The following is a 22,356-nucleotide window of genomic DNA, read 5'->3' as shown; positions in this document are numbered from 1 at the left end:
TTTTTTTCATGCGTGTAGAAGATTTTGATTTTGAATTACCAGAGGAGCTTATTGCCCAAACACCATTAGTAGATCGTACAGCTAGTCGATTAATGGTCGTGACACCCGGCTCAAATGAAGTAGAGCATCACCATTTTGCTCATGTCTTAGATGAGCTACGTGAGGGAGATTGTCTTGTGTTAAACGATACAAGGGTCTTACCTGCTCGCTTAATGGGTGTAAAAGAGGAGACAGGTGCCCATATCGAGGTATTGTTACTGAAGCAATTGGCAGGTACAGATGAGTGGGAAACCCTTGTAAAACCAGCAAAACGCGTAAAAGTAGGGACAGTGATCACATTTGGGGATGGGTTGTTAACAGCTACTTGTACAGGTGAGCTTGACCATGGTGGACGAACATTTGAATTTCATTTCGATGGAATTTTTTATGAAATATTAGAGCAGCTTGGTGAAATGCCATTACCGCCTTATATTCGAGAGAAGTTAGAAGACAAAGATCGCTATCAAACGGTCTATGCGAAAGAGCGTGGCTCAGCTGCTGCTCCAACAGCGGGTCTACATTTTACAGAAGAATTATTAGAACAAGTAAAGGCAAAAGGGATAGAGGTTGTCTTTATTACTCTTCATGTCGGACTTGGTACATTCCGTCCTGTTAGTGTGGATTCGATTGAAAACCATGAAATGCATGCCGAATTTTATAGTGTGACGGACGAAGCGGCAGACACGATTAATCGCGTAAAGCGTAATGGTGGTAAGGTAATTGCTGTTGGGACAACCTCCACACGTACATTAGAGACAATTGGCTCTAAATATGGTGGTGAAGTACGACCAGAGCAAGGTTGGACGTCTATTTTCATCTATCCAGGCTATACGTTTACCGTGGTGGATGGTTTAATTACAAACTTCCATTTACCAAAGTCAACACTTGTTATGCTAGTGAGTACGCTAGCCACTAGAGAAACAATTTTAAGTGCATATCAGCAAGCTGTAGAAGAAAAATATCGCTTCTTTAGTTTTGGTGATGCTATGTTTATTCGACCAAAAGAATAAGAAAAGAAATAATCGGAGTACTGTTTTTACTTCAGATCAGAGAGGATTTTTATTTTTATGACACAGCCAGCAATTCGCTATGAATTACTTCATACATGTAAACAAACAGGAGCACGTCTTGGTATCGTGCATACACCACACGGCTCCTTTGAAACGCCAGCATTTATGCCAGTTGGGACACAAGCAACGGTTAAAACGATGTCTCCTGAGGAATTAAAAGAAATGAATGCCGGTATTATCTTATCCAACACGTATCATTTATGGCTTCGTCCAGGCAATGATATCGTCAAGGAAGCAGGCGGACTGCATAAATTTATGAACTGGGATCGACCAATTTTAACAGATTCAGGCGGTTTCCAAGTATTCTCGCTAAGTAAGTTCCGCAAAATTGAGGAGGAAGGCGTTCATTTCCGTAATCATCTTAATGGAGATAAATTATTCCTAAGTCCCGAAAAAGCGATGGAAATTCAAAATGACTTAGGCTCTGATATCATGATGGCCTTCGATGAATGTCCACCGTATCCTGCAACACATGAATATATGCTGCAATCAGTAGATCGTACAACACGTTGGGCAAAACGATGCAAAGAAGCTCATAATCGTCCGGAAGAACAAGGGTTATTCGGAATCATTCAAGGTGGTGAGTACGAGGATTTACGCCGTCGTTCTGCAGAAGCATTAGTGGAGTTAGATTTCCCAGGCTACGCTATAGGAGGATTATCTGTTGGAGAACCAAAAGATATTATGAACCGTGTACTTGAGTTCACAACACCGTTAATGCCAGCAAATAAACCTCGATATTTAATGGGAGTGGGTTCACCAGATTCATTAATCGATGGTGCCATTCGTGGTGTTGATATGTTTGACTGTGTTCTGCCAACACGTATTGCCCGTAATGGTACACTGATGACATCAGAAGGTCGTTTAGTCGTTAAGAATGCAAAATATGCTCGTGACTTTGGGCCGATTGATCCGAACTGTGATTGCTATACATGTAAAAACTATTCACGTGCTTATATTCGTCACTTGATTCGCACAGAAGAAACATTCGGTATTCGTTTAACGTCTTATCATAATTTACATTTCTTGTTAAAGCTAATGGAACAAGTACGTGAGGCAATTCGTCAAGATCGCCTAGGTGATTTCCGAGAAGAGTTTTTCGAGAAATATGGCTTTAATGGACCAGATGCCAAAAACTTTTAACCAATTACTTTTGTAGGGATAATAAAGTGAGGTATTTTTCCATGAAAAGGACATTAGCAATCCTCTAATGTCCTAAATGACTAGCCATAGTATGGCCAACTCATTCAAAACTTTGTAAAAAGTGAATATTTCTAGCAAAATATTGTCAATCATAGAAAAAATATTAGTAAATGAGAAAATTTTTGGGCTTGTCCATCGCTTTTTAATGGTGGAATAGTCTATACTAAAAAAGTGAGATTTGGAAAGGGGGCAAGAAGTATTATGGATCAATTATTAGGCTTAGCACCAATATTATTAATGTTCGTTGCTATGTGGTTTATCTTAATCCGTCCAGCTAAAAAAAGACAGCAGGAAACACAAAATATGCAAGGCAGTTTGCAACGTGGAGATAAAGTCATTACAATTGGTGGCATGCATGGTGTCATTGATGCAATCGAGGACACAGCAGTAACATTAAAGATCGCTGATAATGTACGTGTTAAATTTGACCGTCAAGCAATCGGCCGAATTGAGAAAGACGTTTAATCATTAAAAGGAAAAAGGCTTACAATAGGCATAGCTATATTGTAAGCCTTTTCTTATGAAGTTGAAGCAGAAGGGATAACTTCCTCCTGCTTCTTATTTCATTGTATTTATTTTATGAATTAATTCGGCACCTGAATCATTGCCATTTACAATGATTCTACTCAGTGTAAATAATCCATCACCTTTTTTGACATTTTTATTTTGAATGACAAAGCCCATTTTAAAGCCAGCCTCCCGCGCTATTTTAATGGTAGTTGCAGATTGAATACCGTATGGATAGCTAATGGCGATGGGCTCATAGCCTAATTTTTCTTTAATTATGTTTCTGGAGTGAATAAAATCATTTTTGACTCTTGCTTCGTACTGCTCTTGACTTTCTAATTGTCCATTCAAATAGCTTGGACCGTAAATGGCACCATTCATTCTACCGAATTTTGAAGGTAATTTATAATGCGAGTCCCAAGTATGGCTTTGGATCGTTATATAATCCTGCATTTCTTTTAATTGATCCCAGTTCATTTTGGCAATTTCATGTGGATAGGCAATTTCTTTGCTTGTGTCGGTAATTCGACTTGCAATAACAAAGATTTCTGCATGTAGTTCATATTTTTTCAAAATCGGATAAGCCATTTCATAATTGCTGAGATAGCCATCATCAAAAGTAATCAATACAGGCTTTTCGGGTAATTTGATTTGGTTCGTTAAGTAATCATGTAATTCTTTGACTGAAATCGCATGATAACCTTCTTCCTTCAGTGCTCTCATCTGTTTATCAAAATTAGTGGGTGAAATAACCGTATTATTGTTTATATTGTCCGCTAAATGGTGGTACATAAGAACGGGTATAGTTTGTTCTTGATATCCATGAGTAGGAAATGGATGCGTGAACAGAACGATATAAACAACAACAAAAGCAATTATTTTCCGTATCATTTTCTCACCTTTGCTGTTTATAGTCTTAAGTATGTCGTTCATTATATTGTGTACGAACAACTATGGACTATTCCTTGAATAAAATCATTTTTCAGCAATATCTCACCATTAATCTGTATAAAAAATAAAAATAAGGTCACCTTGATATTATGGGGGTGTATTTTAATGGAAGAATATTTCCATATTATTTTTAGAACCTGTTTTTTATATGTGTTTATCATCATCGTCTTTCGATTAATGGGTAAACGAGAAGTGGGTGAGCTATCTGTCATTGATTTAGTTGTATTTGTATTAATTGCAGAAGTGGCTGCTTTTGCATTAGATGATTATAAAAATCCTCTATTTAATGCTATTCTACCCATTATTATTTTGCTCTTCATACAAATATTAAGTGCTTATTTATCGTTGAAGTTCAAGAGAATTCGTGACTTAGTTGACGGTGATCCAGCGTTACTAGTGAAAGACGGTGTGATATTAGAGAGCGAAATGCGAAAACACCGTTATAATTTGGATGATTTATGTCAGCAATTGCGAGAAAGTGGTATCGCCTCTGTCTCCGATGTTGCATTTGCTTATTTAGAACCTTCGGGTAATCTTTCCGTTTACAAAAAAGATGAAAAACCATTTGTTTATCCATTGATTATTGACGGAGATATTCAAGAAAGACATTTATTAACTATGCATAAAGATGTGGAATGGTTGAAGAATGAACTAGCTAAAAATAATATTACAGATAGTGAGACAGTGTTTTTTTGTATTTGGGAAGACGAGCGACTGTATATCCAATTAAAAGAAAGCTAAACTTTCTTTGCTAATTTACGGATATAGCGGAAATCCGTTATACGTAATTGATTTGTAAATAATAAACTCGTAAATAGTAAAAATAATGTGACAAAGCTATTTAAAATAAATGGTAGTGATAGTAATGGCATAAGGAAGTACTGGGCGATACAAACGGCAATAAAGCAACTATAAGGTACCACAAACATTCTAAAGCCTGCTCGTAAGTTTTTCCGTTGTCTAACAGTTGCGATATGCAAGAAAGACGTTAGTAAAACGCCAAAGCCAATAGCTACCACAGCTCCTTTTTCTTGGATACCAGGCTGAGAGGCAAGTACAAACATAACAAATAATTTTCCTAGGCCACCATAAATGGAGTTCATCATCGCAGCCCGAGCTTCGCCAATCGCCTGAAGGATGGAGTGCAAAGGGCTTTGAATATAATAAAAATAAAAAATGGGTGCTAAAATTTTTACGTAACCACGATTTTCTTCTAAATGGAAAAGCTTCATAGCCAATTCATCACCATGTACAAAGAAATATGTAGCGGCAAAACAGCCCACTAAAGAAGATAATCGTAGGGAAACCGAAATCCGCTCCTGTAACAAAGGAGTATGCTGACGAGCGACGGCATCACTAACAGCTGGAATAAGAACAATCGATAAAGCTGTTGACACAAACGCAGGAAATAGCAGTAATGGCACCAACACACCAGAGATGACACCGTAAAGAATGGTAGCTGCAGATGCAGTTAATCCTGCCACTGTTAAAGCCTTCAAAAAGATGATTGGTTCTAAAAACCAAGTGAAAGAACCAAAAAGCTTACTGCCTGCGGAAGGTAGTGCTATACGGAGCATTGGCGATGAAGGATAACCTTCGATTTTTGTCTTGCGCGCAATCAGTTTCTTTTTTGAAATTATATAATGCAGCCATAAATAGAGGAATGCTACTACCTCTGCAGCAAGTGTAATACCCATTGCGGCAGCTGCCGTCACAGCAGCATTATTATAGTTAGCCACATATGGAAGCATTAGCGTAATAAAGCTAATACGTACAACTTGTTCAATCATTTGTGACCATGCGGTCGGTGTAATTTTAGCGATTCCCTGTAAATAAGCACGTAATAAACCAGATCCTACTGATACAGGTACAGCAAAGAGTGCAATCCATAAGGTGAAGGTTGTATGTTCATTATGTAAAAGTGTCGTAGAAATATATGGTATGGTAAGTGCAACGAGTGGCATAAAAACGATCATGCCAATAAATGACCAAAGAATGGCAGTACGCATGACGCCAAATATGCTTTCGCGTTTATTTTTAGCTAGTAATTCTGCCACAATTTTAGCTACAGCAATAGGTAGTCCAAGTTGAATGAGTGAGATGAAGAAAATAAAAGCTGGATAGACGGTCATATAAATGCCGACTGCCTCTTCACCAGCAATTCGCATAAATTGCATTCTATAAAAGAAGCCAAAAAGTTTAGATAAAAAAATGACAAACATTAAAAATAATGTACCCCGTACAAAAGAACTCATGCCATCCGTCCCTTCTCAAGCCGCAAAAATTCATTTACACTATTTGTATGCAAGCATGTCTTACGTTACGACTTTGATTGGAGATGATTCAAAATGAGTATGCAATATGAGCAACTATTTGAAAAAATTCGTCCTGCAATTGATAGTAAGATAGCAGAGTTCAAGTATTTTCATTACGATGCTATAACGGCAGAAGAGCTTTGGCGGTACTGTGTTGAAAAAAAATGGCGTAAAAAGAAAATAGATCAACTACGCTTATATGAGGTGATTGCTACCATATTCTCGGTATCACCATCTGATATCGTCTCATTTAATCAAGTAGAGTTTTTACAAAGTGATAATTGGTTTGAAGAACTGAATACAGAAGAATTACAATTACTGCTTGGTCCAGTCAAAACATAAATTACGATGTGTCAAATCTTGCAAGAATTCAAAGAAACCTATATGTGTTGAATTGACACCAAGCGCAACCTGTTTCATAATAAGTGTGTTGCGCTTTTTTTATTTTGAAATACTGTATACTTACATAAACCTCCCATGCGATATTACTTGCATTAGGAAGGCTAGTACCTAATAATACAAAGATAAACTTGCGCGTTATGAACGAATGAAATAAGTGAAGCTACCTTTTTGAGACACAGGTAACATGATTCTAATGAAAAGGAGGATTAATTGTTTCAAAAGGTATTGCTAGTTACTTGTTTGGCGTGTAAGGACAACCCTTACACCATTTCGAGGAGGATTTTCAATGAAACTAAAAAGTCGTATAGTTGCATTCCTATTAATTCTTGTGCTTTTGGTAGCTGGAATTAGTACGACTGTAAACGGCGTCTTAAAGGACATTAAGCTTGGTCTTGACTTACAAGGCGGGTTTGAGGTGCTTTACGAGGTAAATGAATTAAAAGAAGGACAAAAAATCACACCGGAAGTTGTTACAGCAACATCAACTGCGCTTGGTGAACGTGTAAATACTATGGGGGTTAGTGAACCGAGCATTCAGGTTGAGGACAAGAATCGTATTCGTGTTCAATTAGCAGGTGTTGAGGATCAGGAATCCGCACGTAAATTATTGTCTACGTCTGCAAATTTAACATTCCGCGATGTCGATGATAATTTATTATTGGATGGAGACGATTTAAAGGCAAATGGTGCTAAAGACTCCTTTGACCAACAAAATCGTCCAATTGTTTCTTTAACATTAAAAGATGCGAAAAAATTTGCTGATATAACAAGTAAAATTGCGGCGAAACCTGCAGGCCAAAATTTATTAGTTGTATGGTTAGACTTTGAAGAGGGTGTTGATTCCTATAAAGCAGAGTCGCAAAAAGCAAAACCACGATATGCATCTGCAGCAACTGTTAGTCAAACATTAAATACTACAGACGTTATGATAAGTGGTAATTTCTCTGTTGAAGAAACTAAAAATTTAGCAGATATTTTAAATGCTGGGGCACTACCTGTAAAGCTTGATGAAATTTATTCCACTTCTGTTGGTGCTCAGTTTGGTGATGCAGCACTGAAAAGTACTATTTTTGCGGGTATTGTCGGCGTAGTAATTATTTTCTTATTCATGTTATTTTACTATCGTTTACCAGGCTTTATTTCCATCATTACACTTGTTGTATTCACTTTCTTAGTCTTGGTTGTATTTGATTGGATTAATGCCGTATTAACGCTTCCAGGTATTGCTGCCATTGTGCTTGGTATAGGGATGGCTGTGGACGCCAACATTCTAGCAGCAGAACGTATTCGTGAAGAACTTCGAGTAGGCTATTCTACTAAGCAAGCCTTCCAAATTGGGTCTAAACAATCTTTATCAGCCATTGTGGATGCACAGTTGACAACTTTATTAGCTGCTGCAGTACTGTTTCAATGGGGAACAAGCTCTGTTAAAGGATTTGCTACAACATTAATTATTAGTATCCTACTGAGCTTCTTAACAGCAGTTTGGGGTTCACGCGTCCTATTAGGGCTACTTGTTAATAGTGGTTATTTCAATAATCCAGCATGGTTTGGTATTGCAAAGTCCAAACAGCACAGTCTGGATGAAAATATTGGTACACTTGATTTATCAACGAAATTTGATCGTTTCGATTTTGTTCATAACCGTAAGAAATTTTATACATTCTCCTTAGCCATTTTAGTGGCTGGGTTAGTGGTTATAGGTATTTTCCGCCTAAATCTAGGTATTGATTTCTCAAGCGGTACTCGTGTCCAAATTGAATCTGATCAAACCTTAACAAAAGAAGAAGTATCCACGTATCTAGATAGCATCGACTTTTCATCAGAAGATATCATACTCTCTGGAGAGAAAAGTAATACAGCAGTTATTCGCTATAAAGATGACCTATCACAAGCAGAAATTTTAAAATTCAAAAAAGAAGCTGGCGAAAAATATGGCCATGAACCAGCTGTAAGTACCGTATCGCCAACAGTTGGTAAGGAACTTGTAAAGAATGCCATTAAGGCATTGTCTATTGCAGCACTTGGAATCATCATTTATGTAGCAATTCGCTTTGAATGGCGTATGGGTATTGGAGCAATTGTTTCATTATTGCATGATGTATTCTTAATTGTTGCTGTCTTTAGCTTCATGCGTTTAGAAGTAGATATTACGTTTATTGCGGCTGTGTTAACAATTGTTGGTTACTCCATCAATGATACGATTGTTACCTTTGACCGTATGCGTGAAAACTTAGATCGTTATGATACTATCAATGATCGAGAAGTATTGGCGAATATTGTAAATAAATCACTACGCCAAACAATGGGACGTTCTGTTAATACAGTCTTAACAGTTATTATTGTTGTTATAGCTTTATTAATTTTTGGTGCACCATCTATTCAAAACTTCTCGATCGCGTTATTGATTGGTTTAATTACAGGTATGTATTCTTCCATCTGTATCGCAGCTCAAATCTGGTATTCATTAAAAATTCGTGAAATGAAAAAATCAGATGGACAGCTACACAAGAAAGAGAAAAAACAATGGGGTACGGACGAACCTACTGTATAATTTAAATGGGCAGGGTAGAAAACAAATTGTTTTCTATACCCTGCTTTTATTATGCAAAAAAATCTGCTAGCTTTCTAAAAAGCAGCAGATTTTCTTTTTTTATATTTTAAATTGTTGAAGCAATGTTTGTAGTTGCTGAGCATGTTGACTTAACTCCTCAGCGACCGCGTTCACTTGCTGCATTGTTGCGACTTGTTCATCAACAGACTCTCCAATTATTTGTGAATTGCTGGCTGATTGATTTGATACGCTAGCTATTTCCGTGACAGAGGCAGCAACCTGTTCAGCACTGGCGGAAATTTCCTCGGATGTAGCAGAGATTTCTTCAATTTGCTCAGTAAATGCAGTCACGGCTGATGTGATAGAGTAGAAAGCATCTCCTGCCTCATGAATTTTGTTTACGCCGTCTTTGACAGAAGCTAGACCATTATCGACGGCAGCTGCAACATTGCGTGTATCTGTCAGAATTTCTTTTGTAATGGCAACTATTTGATTGGCAGATTGATTAGATTCCTCGGCAAGTTTACGTACTTCATCAGCTACTACCGCAAAGCCCTTACCGTGTTCCCCAGCTCTTGCCGCTTCAATTGCCGCATTTAATGCAAGTAAATTTGTTTGCTCTGAAATGGCCGTGATGACGGCTGTAATTTGTCCAATTTCTTCTGATTGTTTACTTAATTTTTCGGTTAATGTAGCAATTTCAGAAGTAGCCACAGAAATGATAGACATTTGTTCTTTCGCTGTGGAAATGGTTGTTCCTCCTGTTTGTGCGAGCTGAGTCATACTTTCTGCATTGGAATAAAGGCTTTGTGTCGCTTCTGCAATGCGTTGGACACCGGCTGCTGTTTCATCCATTGCTATGGCACTTTGCTGTGAAGCACTGGCGGATGAAAAGATATGTGTTGAGTTTTCTTGAATTCGTTGTGCAATATCATCAGAAGTTGCCGTCACTTCCTCCGTGCTAGCAGACAGCTCTTCAGAGACAGCTGATAGGTGGGAGGCACTATCTTGGATGTTTGACATTAATCCAGTTAGATTGTACTTTAAAGTATTGACGGCCACAGCTAGTGTACCAATTTCATCTTTGGATTGGTGAGTCAGCTCATCAATCGTTAAATCTCCTTGTGCTAATGTATCAGCCGCATCAATAGCCTGACGCAATGGCTGAACAATCGACCTTTTAACAAAATACATAAAGTATACGCCAATAACGATACTAGCTAATAGTAGCGTGATGGAAATAATAATTGCTCGTGCAACCGTTTGATTAACTTCAGCATCAACCTTTTGAAGCTGTTCATTATGATACTCTAACATTTCCTTCGTCAATTGGAAGATTTCTTTATTATCTTTTGTCACATCATTATTTATGTAAGAGAGTGCTAAATCTACATTCCCATTATGGAAGGCTTGGATCGCCTCTTCGGAATGAGTAAGTAAATCTTTTTGTAGTGCTGTGATTTGCTGCATGATATTTTTGGTGTAATCAGAACGAACAAGCGTTGAAAGTTCATTCACCGATTCTGGTAAAAGCTTTTCATAGCGCTCTAAATTAGCTTTAGCTGTTTCATCCTTTTGATTTAAAATATAGGAACGTAAAAATAAACCTTGTGATGCGAGTTCTTGCTGAATTTTCACTGTTAATTGCATTTGAACAATACGATGTTGCAGCACTTCTTCTAGATCATTTTGCGTAGCTTTAAATTGAAGAAAGCTAACAATGCTTGAAATGAAGAGTAAACATGTTAATGAAATGAAGCCCAGATTTAGTTTGTTACGAACGGACATAGACGTTCCTACCTTCTTTTGTTATATGGAAAAAATAAATGTTCTGAAATTACTATAACTTGATATTTTTACAAGGTCAATACTCAGAAAATTTTCAACTGCAGGAGTAAAATTTCCCTTTTTATAGTATTTTTAAAGGTTTATATACCTATATAAAAAGCTTCTGAAATCCATGTAAACCACTTGATTCTTCAAAATTGATTGACAATTATATTTGTTTGGCATAGAATTAAGGCTAACTTTTTGTTCGGTCAAGGTAGAAGGCTACGGGAGCGTGGTCAGCCTAAGAACAGATGAGCTGAGTTTAGATGAGAATAGCTGAGAAATTGTTGAATAAGAGTAGTAGCATAAGTGTGCAATTTAGAGAGTCAGTGGCTGGTGAGAACTGATTTGTACCTTATGTGAATGGGCTTATGAGAGTCGCCTTTAAAAAGCGAACGTGAATCCCCACGTTATAGGGAATGCTTGAACGATATATGGGACCTAGCTATCGAAATTATTAGCTATGAACCGTAGCAGGTGCAGGCATTAAAGTGAGAGCAAAATGCTCTAATATGAGGTGGCAACGCGGTCATGATCGTCCTCTGCAATTAGGAATAATCCTTTTTGCAGGGGATTTTTTTATTTTCATTCAACAGTGCAGTTTTTCTTTACTCGTCTAGACATTAGCTCAAGGAATCTTTGAAAAAGGAGATTGAAAGCTATGCAAACAACGAGTTCAAGAACAAAAATGAAAACCATCAATGGCGATTCTTTAACACCGATTTTAATTTTTAGACGTTTACAAGGTAAGTATAAATTTTTGCTGGAAAGTTCAGCCCAGCATGAGGGAGCGGGAAGGTTTTCATTTATTGGTGCGAATCCAAGAAAAACATATAAAGGTGTGGGGCAAGAAATTCAGGAGTATTCCTATCAAACAGGAAAAACCTATGTCCATAAAGGTGAGCTCTTTGCTCTACTGAAAAGACTCATGCCACGCATTTCCAATACGACTGAATTTCCGTTCTCTGGAGGTGCCGTTGGTTATATAGGTCATGGAGGAACATCGATGCTGCAAACCGATGCAAAGGATCTCCCAGATATTCATTTTCATGTATATGAAACGATCATTATTTTTGACCATGTAACAGATGAAGTGACGTTGATTCATACAAATATAAATGTGGAAAAACAAGAGCCTGACTTGGAGGATTTAGCCCAACAGTTGTTACAGGGGCATGCAAGTGAAGAAGCAACTTACATGTATCAAACGCTTGATACTTCTACACAGGATCAATTTTCAAATGCTCTACAGAACATTCAACGTAATTTAAACGGGGAAATGACAAGAGCCGTATTACCGAAGTGCTATTTGGCAAAGTTTCAGGGAGACACTTTTTCGTTATATAGACAGCTCCGTAAAAAAAAGCCGGCTGCCTATATGTATTATGTAGAATTTGAAGATTATGTAGTTTTAGGTACTTCTCCTGAAAGTCTAATACGAGTAAAAGGAGAACAAGTGATTGCAACCCCGACAGAGGGAACATACCCAAGGGGAGGAACGAAAAGTGACGACTTAGAAAATGAACGCAAACTATACAATCATCTAGAGATTAGAAAATCACATGCCGTCCTTGTGAGCGCAGTGCAACAAGAGTTACAGTCTGTTTGTTTTCGGGATTCCGTCCAGGTAATCGATGCTATGCGCATTGTGAAATCGAAGCAAGTCTTACACATGACTTCTAGCATAGAGGGACAGCTTTTGCCGATGCTTCATGCCCTTGATGTATTAGCAGCAATGCTACCACCATATTCAACTACAGGGATAGCTAAGGAACAGGCAACCCATTATTTTGAAAAATGGCATCAACCTGCGAGTATTTTTGGCGGAGCTCTCGGCTTCATTGGTTTTAATGGGCATTTGGATTTTGCTTTAACAGGGCAATCCATTGTGGTGAAACAGGCAATAATGCATATGCAATCGACCATTGAGGTTACAAAATATACGGACATATTAAGCGTTTTACAACAGGTGGAAGAGGAAGAACGAGCGTATTTACAGTTATTGGATAATAATGGAGGGCAAAACGAATGAAATATTTACAGCAGAAAGTGTTGCAAGGGGAGCATTTGATGTATGAAGAAATGCTGGAGGTGGCGCAATGGATATTTCAGGATGACACCCCTAAAGCTGAAATCGCAAGCTTTTTAACAGCCCTATCTATAAAGGGGGAAACTGCTCATGAAGTAGCGGCATTAGCAACAATCATGCGGTCATTTGCCCGTCATGTCCCTGTAAAAGAAGGGAGTTATATGGATAATTGCGGCACTGGTGGTGATGGTCTTCATACATTTAATATCAGCACTGCCTCTGCATTCGTGCTAGCAGGAGCTGGTGTTAAAATCGCCAAGCATGGAAATCGTAAAATTTCGTCTTCCTCTGGCAGCTCAGACGTTTTAGAGGCATTAGGTATTCATACAGATATGACAATTCCACAAACTGTAAATCTTTTGGAGAAAGAAGGAGTTGCTTTTTTATATGCACCGAATGTCCATCCTAAACTAAGGAGGATTGGGGAGGTGCGACGTTCACTAGGTCGACCAACCATCTTTAATCTAGTTGGTCCTTTAACAAATCCTGTAACCCTTTCAACACAATTTACAGGCATTAATCGTCCCCATTTTGTCATGGAATATGCTTCTGTACTTCAAATGCTAGGACGGGAACGTGCCATTGTAGTATCAGGTCCTCAAGGGCTAGATGAGGCTTCCTTAGCAGGGCAAAATACATTGGTTTTACTAGATAAAGGAGATTTGATTCCATTCTCATTGACCGCAGAGGATGTCGGTCTTCGCTCGGCACCATTAGAGGCCATTCGCGGTGGCAATGCTGATGAAAATGCGGTAATTATGAAAAATTTATTGGCTGGGGAGCAGAGTGCCTACTTAGATACGGTATTGTTAAATGTCGGAATTGGATTATTCGGTCATGGTCAGGCAGAAACGATTAAAGAGGGTGTGGCTATGGCGAAAGACAGTATTAGTAGTGGGCGAGCCCTACAAAAATTAGCAACGGTTGTAGCTTATAGTGAGCAATTAAAAGGAGTGGAGGTTGGACAATGAATATTCTTCAAAAAATACTTCAGCAAAAGAGAATAGAGGTAGGAGCATTATTAGAGCAGCCTGATCCTTTAGCAAATTTTACAAATCAGCAACGCCCTTCGTTATTCCAATCATTACGGCAAGCAAACACATTGCAGGTGATTGCAGAAATGAAACGTGCTTCGCCTTCCAAAGGGTTAATTGCTGGTGGGGCAGATCCAGTTGCCCAAGCAAAAGTTTATGCTCAGGCAGGAGCAGCCGCTATTTCTGTATTAACGGACAAGGAATTTTTTAAAGGTTCCTTTGAAGATTTAGCTGCAGTTGCTCGTGCTGTGGATACGCCACTTCTTTGTAAAGATTTTATGGTGGATCGAGTGCAAATTCGATTTGCGAAGGCAGCAGGCGCATCAATAATTTTATTGATCGTAGCAGCATTAACGGATGAAGCTTTACGTGATTTATATAGGTATGCAACGAGCTTAGGCTTAGAGATTTTAGTGGAAGTGCATGATAGTGAGGAGCTCGAACGTGCCCTTGCAGTCGATGCGAAATTGATTGGCGTTAATAATCGAGATTTACGTACTTTTGAAGTCAATTTACAGCGAACAAAGGAGATTGCAGAAGCCTTTCCGTTTGATGAGAAACATCTATTAATTAGCGAAAGTGGTATTTGGTCGCAGGACGATGCGAAACAAGTGGCAGCTATGGGTGCTAGTGGCGTTCTTGTTGGAGAAGCATTAATGCGGAGCGGAGATGCAGGGCAAGCACTCAGACGTTTACAAGTTCAAACCGAGGAGACTTCCGTATGACAAAAGTTAAAATTTGTGGATTACAAGAATTAGAACATATTCAAACAGCAATTCATGCTGGAGCAGATGCTGTGGGCTTTGTTTTTGCACCAAGTAAACGCCGTGTATCCATTGAACAAGCACAGCTGTTAGCAAAGCAAGTGCCACAAGGTATTTTGAAAATTGGTGTCTTTGTCAATCCAACTCCTGCTGAATTACAGGAAGCGGTTGAGCGAGTGCCTTTAGATTACGTGCAATACCATGGAGAGGAAACAGCAGCCTTTATTGCAGAACAAGGTTATCCGGCTATAAAAGCATTATCTATACGGACAAAAGAGGATGTGCAAGCCGCTGCTAATTATCAGGTGGACTATTATTTATTCGATGCCCCTGGAACTGATTTTAAAGGTGGAAGTGGTCGAACTTTTGACTGGACTTTACTCGATGAAGTGGGAATTCCACGGGAAAGATTAATACTAGCTGGTGGATTGAAGGCGGAGAATATTGAAGGAGCCATTACAGATGTAGACCCTCACATGGTGGATGTATCCAGTGGTGTAGAAACAGAAGGCATAAAGGATCATAAAAAAATACGGACATTTTTACAAATGGCAAAGAGGGGGCATAGATAATGACAATTTCGATAGCCAATAGTGTACCAACAAAGGAAGGGCGTTTCGGTCAATTTGGCGGGCGGTTTGTACCTGAAACATTAATGACGGCCTTGCTAGAATTAGAGACTGCCTACGAGGAAGCAATAAAAGATGCAGCATTTACAGAGGAGCTATCTTATTATTTAAAGTACTATGTTGGACGTGAAACCCCGCTTTATTTCGCAGAAAATTTAACAAGGAAGCTTGGTGGAGCGAAAATCTATTTAAAGCGTGAAGACTTAAATCATACAGGTGCTCATAAAATCAATAACGCGATCGGCCAGGCACTTCTTGCTAAACGGATGGGAAAAAAGAAAATTGTTGCGGAGACAGGAGCTGGGCAACATGGTGTAGCAACGGCTACCGCATGTGCCTTATTAAATCTTGAATGTGTTGTTTTTATGGGCGCAGAAGATATCAAACGTCAGCAGTTAAATGTTTTCCGTATGGAACTACTTGGCACGAAGGTTCAGTCGGTGGAAAGTGGATCAAAAACTTTAAAGGATGCTGTAAATGCTGCTTTGCGTTATTGGGTGACAAATGTGGATGATACGCATTATATTTTAGGCTCTGCGTTAGGCCCACATCCATTTCCAAAAATTGTCCGGGACTTTCAGCGTATTATCGGGGTAGAAACAAGGACACAAATTCTGCAAAAGGAAGGTCGTTTACCAGATGCAGTTGTAGCTTGTATTGGTGGCGGTAGTAATGCAATTGGTATGTTTCATCCATTCGTTGACGATGAATCAGTTGCCTTATACGGTGTAGAGGCAGCAGGAAGTGGTCTAGAAACTGGGCGGCATGCTGCAGCCATTGCAGGTGGACAATTGGGTGTATTACATGGCGCTTACATGTATTTACTACAAGATGAAAATGGTTTTGTTCAAGAAGCGCACTCTATTTCAGCGGGGTTAGACTATCCAGGGAAAGGGCCAGAACATTGTTATTTACATGAAATTGGTCGAGCACAATTTGACTCTATCACAGATGCTGAAGCATTAGAAGGCTTACAATTATTAAGTCGAACAGAGGGTATACTTCCCGCACTTGAAAGTTCCCACGCTATTGCTTATACAGCAAAACTTGCTAAAACTATGCCGAGTGACAGCATGATTGTGGTGTGCTTATCTGGCCGAGGGGATAAAGATGTACACACAGTTCGTGCGGCACTAGGAGGGGATCTGAAATGACGACTTTACAACAGGCGATTGACCAGACAAAGCTTGCAGGACATAAGGCTTTTATTCCTTATATGATGGCAGGCGATGGAGGATTAGAAACAATCAAGCCAACGGTCTTAAAACTACAGCAGCTTGGTGTAACAGCTGTTGAAGTAGGTATTCCCTTTACAGACCCAGTTGCAGATGGTCCAACAATTGAACGGGCTGGAGAACGGGCATTGGCAGCTGGCGTAACGTTGAGGAAAGTATTACAAACTCTCGCTTCATTTAGAGAGGAAATAACTGTCCCTTTAGTCATAATGACTTATTTTAATCCAGTATTAGCATATGGCTTGGAGGCTTTTGCTCAAGCTTGTGTAGCTGGAGGAGTTAAAGGAATTATCGTACCCGATGTGCCATTAGAGGAAAGCGGGATTTTACGAGAGGCCTTAAATCCACATAGCATTGATGTCATCCAGCTTGTATCATTAACAAGTCCTCCTGAACGCATTGCTCGAATTGCTGCTGCAAGCCAAGGATTTGTTTATGCAGTGACTGTAAATGGGATTACAGGAGAACGGTCTAATTTTGCTACTAATTTAGAACAACATTTTGCACGCTTGCGTCACGTAAGTCCAATCCCCGTACTAGCAGGATTTGGCATTTCAACGCCTGAGCAAGTAAATAGTATGGGAATGTTGGGAGATGGAGTCATCGTTGGAAGTGCCGTTGTAACGGCTTTACATGAAGGCAGGATGGCAACAGTAGAAGCATTAATAGCCGCTTCAAAAGGCATGTATGAAAAGTCTACTCTTTACTAGAGTAGGCTTTTTTTCTGTGTGGTGGATAGAGTGGTGGAAGTGATGGATAGCGTAGGCAGAGTGACGGATAGTGTAGGGAAAGTGGCGGCATGCCGAAACTGGCAGATAGCCCTACTTGGATAAAACTATCAATCTTACGGATAGTGCGTATCGTGTAGAATTTCGGTATAATAGCTTTCGTAAGGAAGTGAGAAGATGATTCTATCGAAAAAAAGATGGCAAGTGGAGCGCCCAGACGTAAAACTTGTACAAGCATTACAAAATGACTTACAACTTTCTGCGATTGCAGCAAAAATTTTAGCAGCAAGAGGCTGTGAAACAACAGCTGATGCAGAAAGCTTATTAAATATGACAGAAGCGAATGTTCATGACCCTTTTCTCATGCACGGTATGGCGGAAGCGGTGGCACGAATTGAGCAAGCTCTTGATAATGGAGAAAAAATTTTAGTCTATGGCGATTATGATGCCGATGGTGTGACAAGTACGACGGTTATGCTAAATGTTCTATTGGATCTTGGTGCTGATGTATCTTTTAAAATACCGAACCGTTTTATTCATGGTTATGGGCCAAACGAGGCCCTTTTCCGGGAAGCGTATAATGAGGGTGTGCAGTTAATTATCACTGTGGATAATGGGATTTCGGGGATCGAACCTATTCGTGTAGCGAAGGAGCTTGGTCTGGATGTCATTGTGACCGATCACCATGAAGCTGGGGAGGAATTACCACCAGCAGATATCATTTTACACCCACGTTTACCTGAAGGGCATTATCCTTTTGGAGAACTTGCTGGTGTAGGTGTAGCTTTTAAACTTGCACATGCTCTATACGGAGAACTACCAACTCATTTATTAGAATATGTTGCGATTGGCACGGTGGCTGATTTAGTGCCATTAGTGGATGAAAATCGTTATCTCGTTAAACGAGGCATAGAGGAAATGCGTTGTTCTCTTAGCCCGTGGGTACAAGCCATGTGTGATATTGCAAGTACAGAGCAAGCAAAAATTAATGAGGAAACGATTGGCTTTTATTTTGGTCCACGCTTTAATGCAGTGGGTCGACTCGGTGATGCATCGCCAGGTGTCGAATTATTAATGGCAGAGGATAGTGCAAAGGCAACAGCCTTGGCCAAACAGCTAAATGCCTGCAATACCGAGCGTAAGGATATTGTCAAAAGTATAACGGATGAAGCCATTGCCCTAATTGAAGCAGAGAAGAAAATTAGCGATTCTTTAGTCCTTGTTGTAGCAGGAGAAGGCTGGAATGCAGGGGTTGTAGGAATCGTTGCATCACGTCTTGTTGAACAATATTATCGTCCGACGATTGTCCTTTCACTTGACCCTGATAAAGGCACAGCAAAAGGCTCTGCACGAAGTATTGAAGGCTTCCATTTATATAATGAATTAGCCAAAAACCGTGATATTTTATCTCATTTTGGGGGGCATCCGATGGCAGCGGGGATGACTTTATCAATTGAGCATGTGGATGAACTAAGGTCACGCTTGGATACACAGGCAAGAGCATGTTTAACAGAAGAGCAGTTAACACCAGTGGTACACATTGATATTCCTCTAAGCCTAGATGAAATTTCTGCAGATGCTATTGAAGAAATATCAACTCTTGGACCGTTTGGCACGGATTTTCCGAAGCCAGTTTATGTGCTTGAGGATGTTGAAATATCTTCGATGCGAAAAATTGGAGCAGCTGAGAATCATATAAAAATGGAACTAACGAATGGCTATGACAAATTAGATAGTGTCGGTTTCCATAAGGGCCATTTACATGATGAATTAACCTATGGCATAAAAGTGTCCTTTATTGGTGATTTGCAAATTAACGAGTGGCAGGGTCGTAAAAAAGCTCAATTTATGATTGAAGATGTTCAAACCACTGAATGGCAGCTTTTTGATATTCGTGGTATTCGTCAAACGGCTCGCTGGCTAAATACAGTGCCAAAGGAAGAGGCGACATTTATAGCCTTTCATCCAGCAACAATGACCTATTATCAATCGTTAATTGATGTTCCTATAACAGTAGTTGATCCTACTTTTTCAAACATTGGACAAAGTGAATATATTGTCCTTTTAGATTTGCCTGAAAATATTCAAAGGCTAGAAGAGGTTTTACAGAAGACAGCCCCTTCACGCATTTATGCGCACTTTTATATGCCCGATTCACAATACTTTAATGTTTTACCTACCCGTGAGCAATTTGCATGGTATTATAAATTCTTGAAAAATCGACCAGCATTTCCACTTGATATGCATGTAGCAGACTTAGCTAAGCATACTGGATGGCCATTAGAAACATTAAAATTTATGACACAGGTGTTTTTTGAGCTTGATTTTGTTAAAATGGAGAGTGGACTGACGACTGTCAACGTGGATGCCCCAAAACAAGCATTGACCGAGGCACCGTCGTACAAACAACGTTCAGAACAGATTGAAATGGAGCAAATGCTTGTCTATGCTCCTTATATAGAATTAAAACAATGGTTTGATGAACGAATACATGACTAGACGAAAACGTTTCGTAGGAGGAGCAATCAAATGGATTTAAAGCAATACGTTACAACGGTTGAAAACTGGCCGAAAGAGGGTATTACATTCAGAGATATTACTACAATTATGGATCATGGACCAGCATACAAATATGCGACAGATCAAATTGTAGAATATGCAAAAGAACTAGGCGCAGAAATTGTAGTGGGTCCTGAAGCACGTGGTTTTATTATTGGATGCCCAGTTGCCTATGCCCTTGAAATCGGCTTTGCGCCTGTTCGCAAACCGGGTAAATTACCACGCGAGGTTATAAGTGCAGACTATGGTCTTGAATATGGCAAAGATACATTAACAATGCATAATGATGCGATTAAGCCTGGTCAAAAGGTACTAATCTGTGATGATTTACTAGCAACTGGCGGTACAGTAGAAGCCACTGTTCGTCTAGTGGAACAATTAGGTGGTCAAGTAGTTGGTTGTGCCTTCTTAATTGAACTTTTAGAATTAAATGGTCGTGACAAGCTTGGCGACTTAAATATTAAAACTCTTATTCAATATTAAGAGCATTGAAAAAAGCGCCATTGCAATGGGCGCTTTTTTTTTATTGTTCTTCGTAGGACTGAATGATCTTTTGCATTGTTCGCAAAGTATCGTAGAAATCAGCATATTTTTCGACACCAATATCATCAATTATTTTATCTTGAATCGTTTGCCAAATGGGTGCAGCCTCATGCAGTTTGTCTAATCCTTTTTCAGTGAGCATAATATTTTTAGTTCGAGCGTCATGTGGATCACGCTTTAACTCGACGTAGCCATATTGCTTTAATAGATTGATATTACGTGTCACGGTGGTTTGATCGAGCAATAAAATTTCACCTAAACGACTAATGGAAACAGCTTGTTGAAGGTCGATGTGTGCCAGCATAGAATATTGAGTCACTTTTAAACCAGTAGGCTGAAGTAATTTATCATATAACTGCGTCACGACCCTTGTTTTTTTTCGAAGGTTCGCACAAACACATATTTGTGTGTAATCGATAGTATTCTGTTGATTTTTCATGGTCAGTACTCCTTTAAGGGGATTCTACTAATTTTAAGTATACACCTAAGAGCTAAAAAATACTTATTGACAGCTATCTAATGGAATGGTTACTATCATTATACATGTATATACATATAAATGAACGAATATACTCTAAAGCATGTATATACATGTTTTTAGGTTGATTCTGACAAGAAAAGTAGGTGGAATAATGAAGCGGATTCATTACAGTTGGTTTATTTTAGTGGTCACGTTTTTCTCCATTATTGTTGCTGGAATTACGTTGTCATCATCTGGTGTGTTTATTGATCCTTTAGAAAGGGAATTTCAATGGGATCGGTCGACGATTGCGCTAGCATTTGCCGTCAGCTTATTTTTATATGGCATCTCTGGACCATTCATGGCAGCTTTGCTTGAAGTGATAGGTTTAAAAAGGATGATGATAAGTGCTATGTCTACATTAGTGCTAGGCATGTCTTTAACATTTTTCATGAATCAATCATGGCAATTAATCATTATTTGGGGTGGGATCATTGGTCTGGGCGCAAGCCTCTTTTTAACGGTGCTCAGCCCTTATGTAGCCAATCATTGGTTTGTCAAAAGAAGAGGGTTGGCAGTAGGGATTTTAACGGCTAGTACAGCCACGGGTCAGCTTATTTTATTGCCAGTGCTTGCTATTATCATTGACCACTATTCATGGAGATGGGCAATCGGCTTTATTCTACTTTTGAGTATAGTGATGTTAATCATGATTGCTATTTTTATCAAAAACAAACCGCAGGATTTGGGCTTAACACCTTATGGACAGGATGAGATATTTGAAAATCCCCATGTGCAGCTCAAGAAAAATCCAATTAGTATGGCCTTCAATGGCTTATTAGAAGCGGTTAAAGTCAAAACATTTTGGCTGTTAGCAGGGAGCTTTTTCATTTGCGGTCTTTCAACGAGTGGTTTAATCGGTACTCATTTTGTCTCTTATTGCATTAGCTTTGGTATTCCATTAGTAACCGCTGCATCGCTCCTTTCTTTTATGGGTGTGTTTAATTTACTAGGTACTACTGCATCTGGTTGGCTATCAGATCGCTTTGATAATCGTTGGTTATTATTTTGGTATTATCTGTTAAGAGGAGCTTCACTCCTGTTACTCCCATATGCTTTGGCACAGGGATCCTTTGTTTTATTAACTATTTTTACTATCTTTTATGGACTTGATTGGATTGCAACAGTGCCACCTACGATTAGTATTGCCCGACAAACTTTTGGCGTACAAAAGAGTAGTATTATTTACGGATGGATTTTTGCCTCTCATCAAGCGGGAGCGGCAGTCGCTGCATATGGTGGTGGGTTGATTTATAAATTTTTCAATTCCTATACATGGGCTTTTTTTCTTGCAGGGGCTTTTTGTGCATTGGCGAGCCTATTCGTTATCATAGTCAAAAAACAAACTTCTCAGCAAGCACAAACGAACTAAACATGAAAAGTT

At 39.2% G+C, this 22,356-nt stretch carries 19 protein-coding genes and 1 other annotated feature; of the genes, 15 read left to right on the top strand and 4 right to left on the bottom strand.

Annotated features, from left to right (window positions below; translation table 11 throughout):
* Positions 1-8: 8 nt before the first annotated feature.
* The 3 genes from queA to yajC all read left to right on the top strand — a co-directional run bounded on the left by queA (position 9) and on the right by yajC (position 2,777).
* The gene (queA, locus tag MKY88_RS16615; protein WP_328204186.1) at positions 9-1,049 is read left to right on the top strand and encodes a tRNA preQ1(34) S-adenosylmethionine ribosyltransferase-isomerase QueA; all 1,041 of its coding nucleotides are present in this window, start codon (positions 9-11) and stop codon (positions 1,047-1,049) included.
* Positions 1,050-1,106: 57 nt separating this feature from the next.
* Positions 1,107-2,252, top strand: a complete 1,146-nt coding sequence (gene tgt / locus MKY88_RS16610) for a tRNA guanosine(34) transglycosylase Tgt (RefSeq protein WP_069482143.1) — start codon at positions 1,107-1,109, stop codon at positions 2,250-2,252.
* A gap of 261 nt (positions 2,253-2,513) precedes the next feature.
* A complete protein-coding gene (gene yajC / locus MKY88_RS16605) occupies positions 2,514-2,777 on the top strand; it encodes a preprotein translocase subunit YajC (protein WP_069482142.1) in 264 nt (87 codons plus the stop codon).
* A gap of 93 nt (positions 2,778-2,870) precedes the next feature.
* Here yajC and MKY88_RS16600 read toward each other — a convergent pair whose 3' ends face one another.
* Positions 2,871-3,710 carry a polysaccharide deacetylase family protein gene (locus MKY88_RS16600; RefSeq protein ID WP_340814186.1) on the bottom strand — a complete coding sequence of 280 codons (840 nt, stop codon included), beginning with the start codon at positions 3,708-3,710 and terminating at the stop codon, positions 2,871-2,873.
* A gap of 165 nt (positions 3,711-3,875) precedes the next feature.
* On the opposite strand from MKY88_RS16600, the gene MKY88_RS16595 reads away from it, so the two are divergent.
* Positions 3,876-4,511, top strand: coding sequence for a DUF421 domain-containing protein (locus tag MKY88_RS16595; RefSeq protein ID WP_069482140.1), 636 nt, complete (start codon positions 3,876-3,878; stop codon positions 4,509-4,511).
* Here the strand turns inward: MKY88_RS16595 and MKY88_RS16590 are convergent.
* Entirely contained in the window at positions 4,508-6,025 is a 1,518-nt protein-coding gene (locus tag MKY88_RS16590) for a putative polysaccharide biosynthesis protein (RefSeq protein WP_193832680.1), read from the bottom strand. The two genes, MKY88_RS16595 and MKY88_RS16590, sit on opposite strands and share 4 nt — an antisense overlap.
* A 93-nt stretch (positions 6,026-6,118) precedes the next feature.
* On the opposite strand from MKY88_RS16590, the gene MKY88_RS16585 reads away from it, so the two are divergent.
* Both MKY88_RS16585 and secDF read left to right on the top strand, forming a co-directional pair.
* Complete coding sequence (locus tag MKY88_RS16585) at positions 6,119-6,427, top strand: post-transcriptional regulator (protein WP_340814183.1); 309 nt, start codon at positions 6,119-6,121, stop codon at positions 6,425-6,427.
* 346 nt (positions 6,428-6,773) lie between these two features.
* Positions 6,774-9,041, top strand: a complete 2,268-nt coding sequence (gene secDF / locus MKY88_RS16580) for a protein translocase subunit SecDF (protein ID WP_069482138.1) — start codon at positions 6,774-6,776, stop codon at positions 9,039-9,041.
* A gap of 99 nt (positions 9,042-9,140) precedes the next feature.
* Here secDF and MKY88_RS16575 read toward each other — a convergent pair whose 3' ends face one another.
* Entirely contained in the window at positions 9,141-10,829 is a 1,689-nt protein-coding gene (locus MKY88_RS16575) for a methyl-accepting chemotaxis protein (protein ID WP_340814181.1), read from the bottom strand.
* A 320-nt stretch (positions 10,830-11,149) separates the two neighbouring features.
* Positions 11,150-11,417 (top strand) — a binding site (T-box leader).
* A 115-nt stretch (positions 11,418-11,532) separates the two neighbouring features.
* Here MKY88_RS16575 and MKY88_RS16570 point away from each other — a divergent pair.
* The 8 genes from MKY88_RS16570 (at position 11,533) to MKY88_RS16535 (ending at position 20,392) form a co-directional block, all read left to right on the top strand.
* On the top strand, positions 11,533-12,903 hold the full coding sequence (locus tag MKY88_RS16570; RefSeq protein WP_340814180.1) for a chorismate-binding protein: 1,371 nt from the start codon (positions 11,533-11,535) through the stop codon (positions 12,901-12,903).
* Positions 12,900-13,931 carry an anthranilate phosphoribosyltransferase gene (gene trpD, locus MKY88_RS16565; protein ID WP_340814179.1) on the top strand — a complete coding sequence of 344 codons (1,032 nt, stop codon included), beginning with the start codon at positions 12,900-12,902 and terminating at the stop codon, positions 13,929-13,931. Before MKY88_RS16570 ends, trpD begins: the two co-directional genes overlap by 4 nt.
* Entirely contained in the window at positions 13,928-14,719 is a 792-nt protein-coding gene (trpC, locus tag MKY88_RS16560; protein ID WP_340814178.1) for an indole-3-glycerol phosphate synthase TrpC, read from the top strand. Before trpD ends, trpC begins: the two co-directional genes overlap by 4 nt.
* On the top strand, positions 14,716-15,330 hold the full coding sequence (locus MKY88_RS16555) for a phosphoribosylanthranilate isomerase (RefSeq protein WP_328204205.1): 615 nt from the start codon (positions 14,716-14,718) through the stop codon (positions 15,328-15,330). Before trpC ends, MKY88_RS16555 begins: the two co-directional genes overlap by 4 nt.
* Positions 15,330-16,541, top strand: coding sequence for a tryptophan synthase subunit beta (trpB, locus tag MKY88_RS16550; protein ID WP_340814177.1), 1,212 nt, complete (start codon positions 15,330-15,332; stop codon positions 16,539-16,541). The genes MKY88_RS16555 and trpB overlap by 1 nt, the downstream gene beginning before the upstream one ends.
* Complete coding sequence (trpA, locus tag MKY88_RS16545; RefSeq protein ID WP_328204210.1) at positions 16,538-17,332, top strand: tryptophan synthase subunit alpha; 795 nt, start codon at positions 16,538-16,540, stop codon at positions 17,330-17,332. The genes trpB and trpA overlap by 4 nt, the downstream gene beginning before the upstream one ends.
* A 195-nt stretch (positions 17,333-17,527) precedes the next feature.
* Positions 17,528-19,849, top strand: coding sequence for a single-stranded-DNA-specific exonuclease RecJ (gene recJ / locus MKY88_RS16540; protein WP_340814176.1), 2,322 nt, complete (start codon positions 17,528-17,530; stop codon positions 19,847-19,849).
* Between the two features lie 30 nt (positions 19,850-19,879).
* A complete protein-coding gene (locus MKY88_RS16535) occupies positions 19,880-20,392 on the top strand; it encodes an adenine phosphoribosyltransferase (protein WP_008181098.1) in 513 nt (170 codons plus the stop codon).
* A gap of 40 nt (positions 20,393-20,432) precedes the next feature.
* Here MKY88_RS16535 and MKY88_RS16530 read toward each other — a convergent pair whose 3' ends face one another.
* Positions 20,433-20,891: a MarR family winged helix-turn-helix transcriptional regulator gene (locus MKY88_RS16530; RefSeq protein WP_193832670.1), complete on the bottom strand. Its 459-nt coding sequence runs from the start codon at positions 20,889-20,891 to the stop codon at positions 20,433-20,435.
* Between the two features lie 193 nt (positions 20,892-21,084).
* Between MKY88_RS16530 and MKY88_RS16525 the strand changes: the two genes are divergently transcribed.
* The gene (locus MKY88_RS16525) at positions 21,085-22,344 is read left to right on the top strand and encodes an MFS transporter (protein ID WP_340814175.1); all 1,260 of its coding nucleotides are present in this window, start codon (positions 21,085-21,087) and stop codon (positions 22,342-22,344) included.
* The last annotated feature ends 12 nt before the right edge of the window (positions 22,345-22,356 follow it).

The sequence above is a fragment of the Lysinibacillus sp. FSL R7-0073 genome (assembly GCF_038009065.1).
Lineage (GTDB): Bacteria > Bacillota > Bacilli > Bacillales_A > Planococcaceae > Lysinibacillus > Lysinibacillus fusiformis.
Note: the sequence above shows the minus strand (reverse complement) of the source record. Positions and strands in the feature narration are given on the sequence as shown.

Coding starts and splice junctions, on each gene's coding strand:
- queA (WP_328204186.1), top strand. CDS start 9: ATGCGTGTAGAAGATTTTGATTTTGAATTACCAGAGGAGCTTATTGCC.
- tgt (WP_069482143.1), top strand. CDS start 1,107: ATGACACAGCCAGCAATTCGCTATGAATTACTTCATACATGTAAACAA.
- yajC (WP_069482142.1), top strand. CDS start 2,514: ATGGATCAATTATTAGGCTTAGCACCAATATTATTAATGTTCGTTGCT.
- MKY88_RS16600 (WP_340814186.1), bottom strand. CDS start 3,710: ATGATACGGAAAATAATTGCTTTTGTTGTTGTTTATATCGTTCTGTTC.
- MKY88_RS16595 (WP_069482140.1), top strand. CDS start 3,876: ATGGAAGAATATTTCCATATTATTTTTAGAACCTGTTTTTTATATGTG.
- MKY88_RS16590 (WP_193832680.1), bottom strand. CDS start 6,025: ATGAGTTCTTTTGTACGGGGTACATTATTTTTAATGTTTGTCATTTTT.
- MKY88_RS16585 (WP_340814183.1), top strand. CDS start 6,119: ATGAGTATGCAATATGAGCAACTATTTGAAAAAATTCGTCCTGCAATT.
- secDF (WP_069482138.1), top strand. CDS start 6,774: ATGAAACTAAAAAGTCGTATAGTTGCATTCCTATTAATTCTTGTGCTT.
- MKY88_RS16575 (WP_340814181.1), bottom strand. CDS start 10,829: ATGTCCGTTCGTAACAAACTAAATCTGGGCTTCATTTCATTAACATGT.
- MKY88_RS16570 (WP_340814180.1), top strand. CDS start 11,533: ATGCAAACAACGAGTTCAAGAACAAAAATGAAAACCATCAATGGCGAT.
- trpD (WP_340814179.1), top strand. CDS start 12,900: ATGAAATATTTACAGCAGAAAGTGTTGCAAGGGGAGCATTTGATGTAT.
- trpC (WP_340814178.1), top strand. CDS start 13,928: ATGAATATTCTTCAAAAAATACTTCAGCAAAAGAGAATAGAGGTAGGA.
- MKY88_RS16555 (WP_328204205.1), top strand. CDS start 14,716: ATGACAAAAGTTAAAATTTGTGGATTACAAGAATTAGAACATATTCAA.
- trpB (WP_340814177.1), top strand. CDS start 15,330: ATGACAATTTCGATAGCCAATAGTGTACCAACAAAGGAAGGGCGTTTC.
- trpA (WP_328204210.1), top strand. CDS start 16,538: ATGACGACTTTACAACAGGCGATTGACCAGACAAAGCTTGCAGGACAT.
- recJ (WP_340814176.1), top strand. CDS start 17,528: ATGATTCTATCGAAAAAAAGATGGCAAGTGGAGCGCCCAGACGTAAAA.
- MKY88_RS16535 (WP_008181098.1), top strand. CDS start 19,880: ATGGATTTAAAGCAATACGTTACAACGGTTGAAAACTGGCCGAAAGAG.
- MKY88_RS16530 (WP_193832670.1), bottom strand. CDS start 20,891: ATGAAAAATCAACAGAATACTATCGATTACACACAAATATGTGTTTGT.
- MKY88_RS16525 (WP_340814175.1), top strand. CDS start 21,085: ATGAAGCGGATTCATTACAGTTGGTTTATTTTAGTGGTCACGTTTTTC.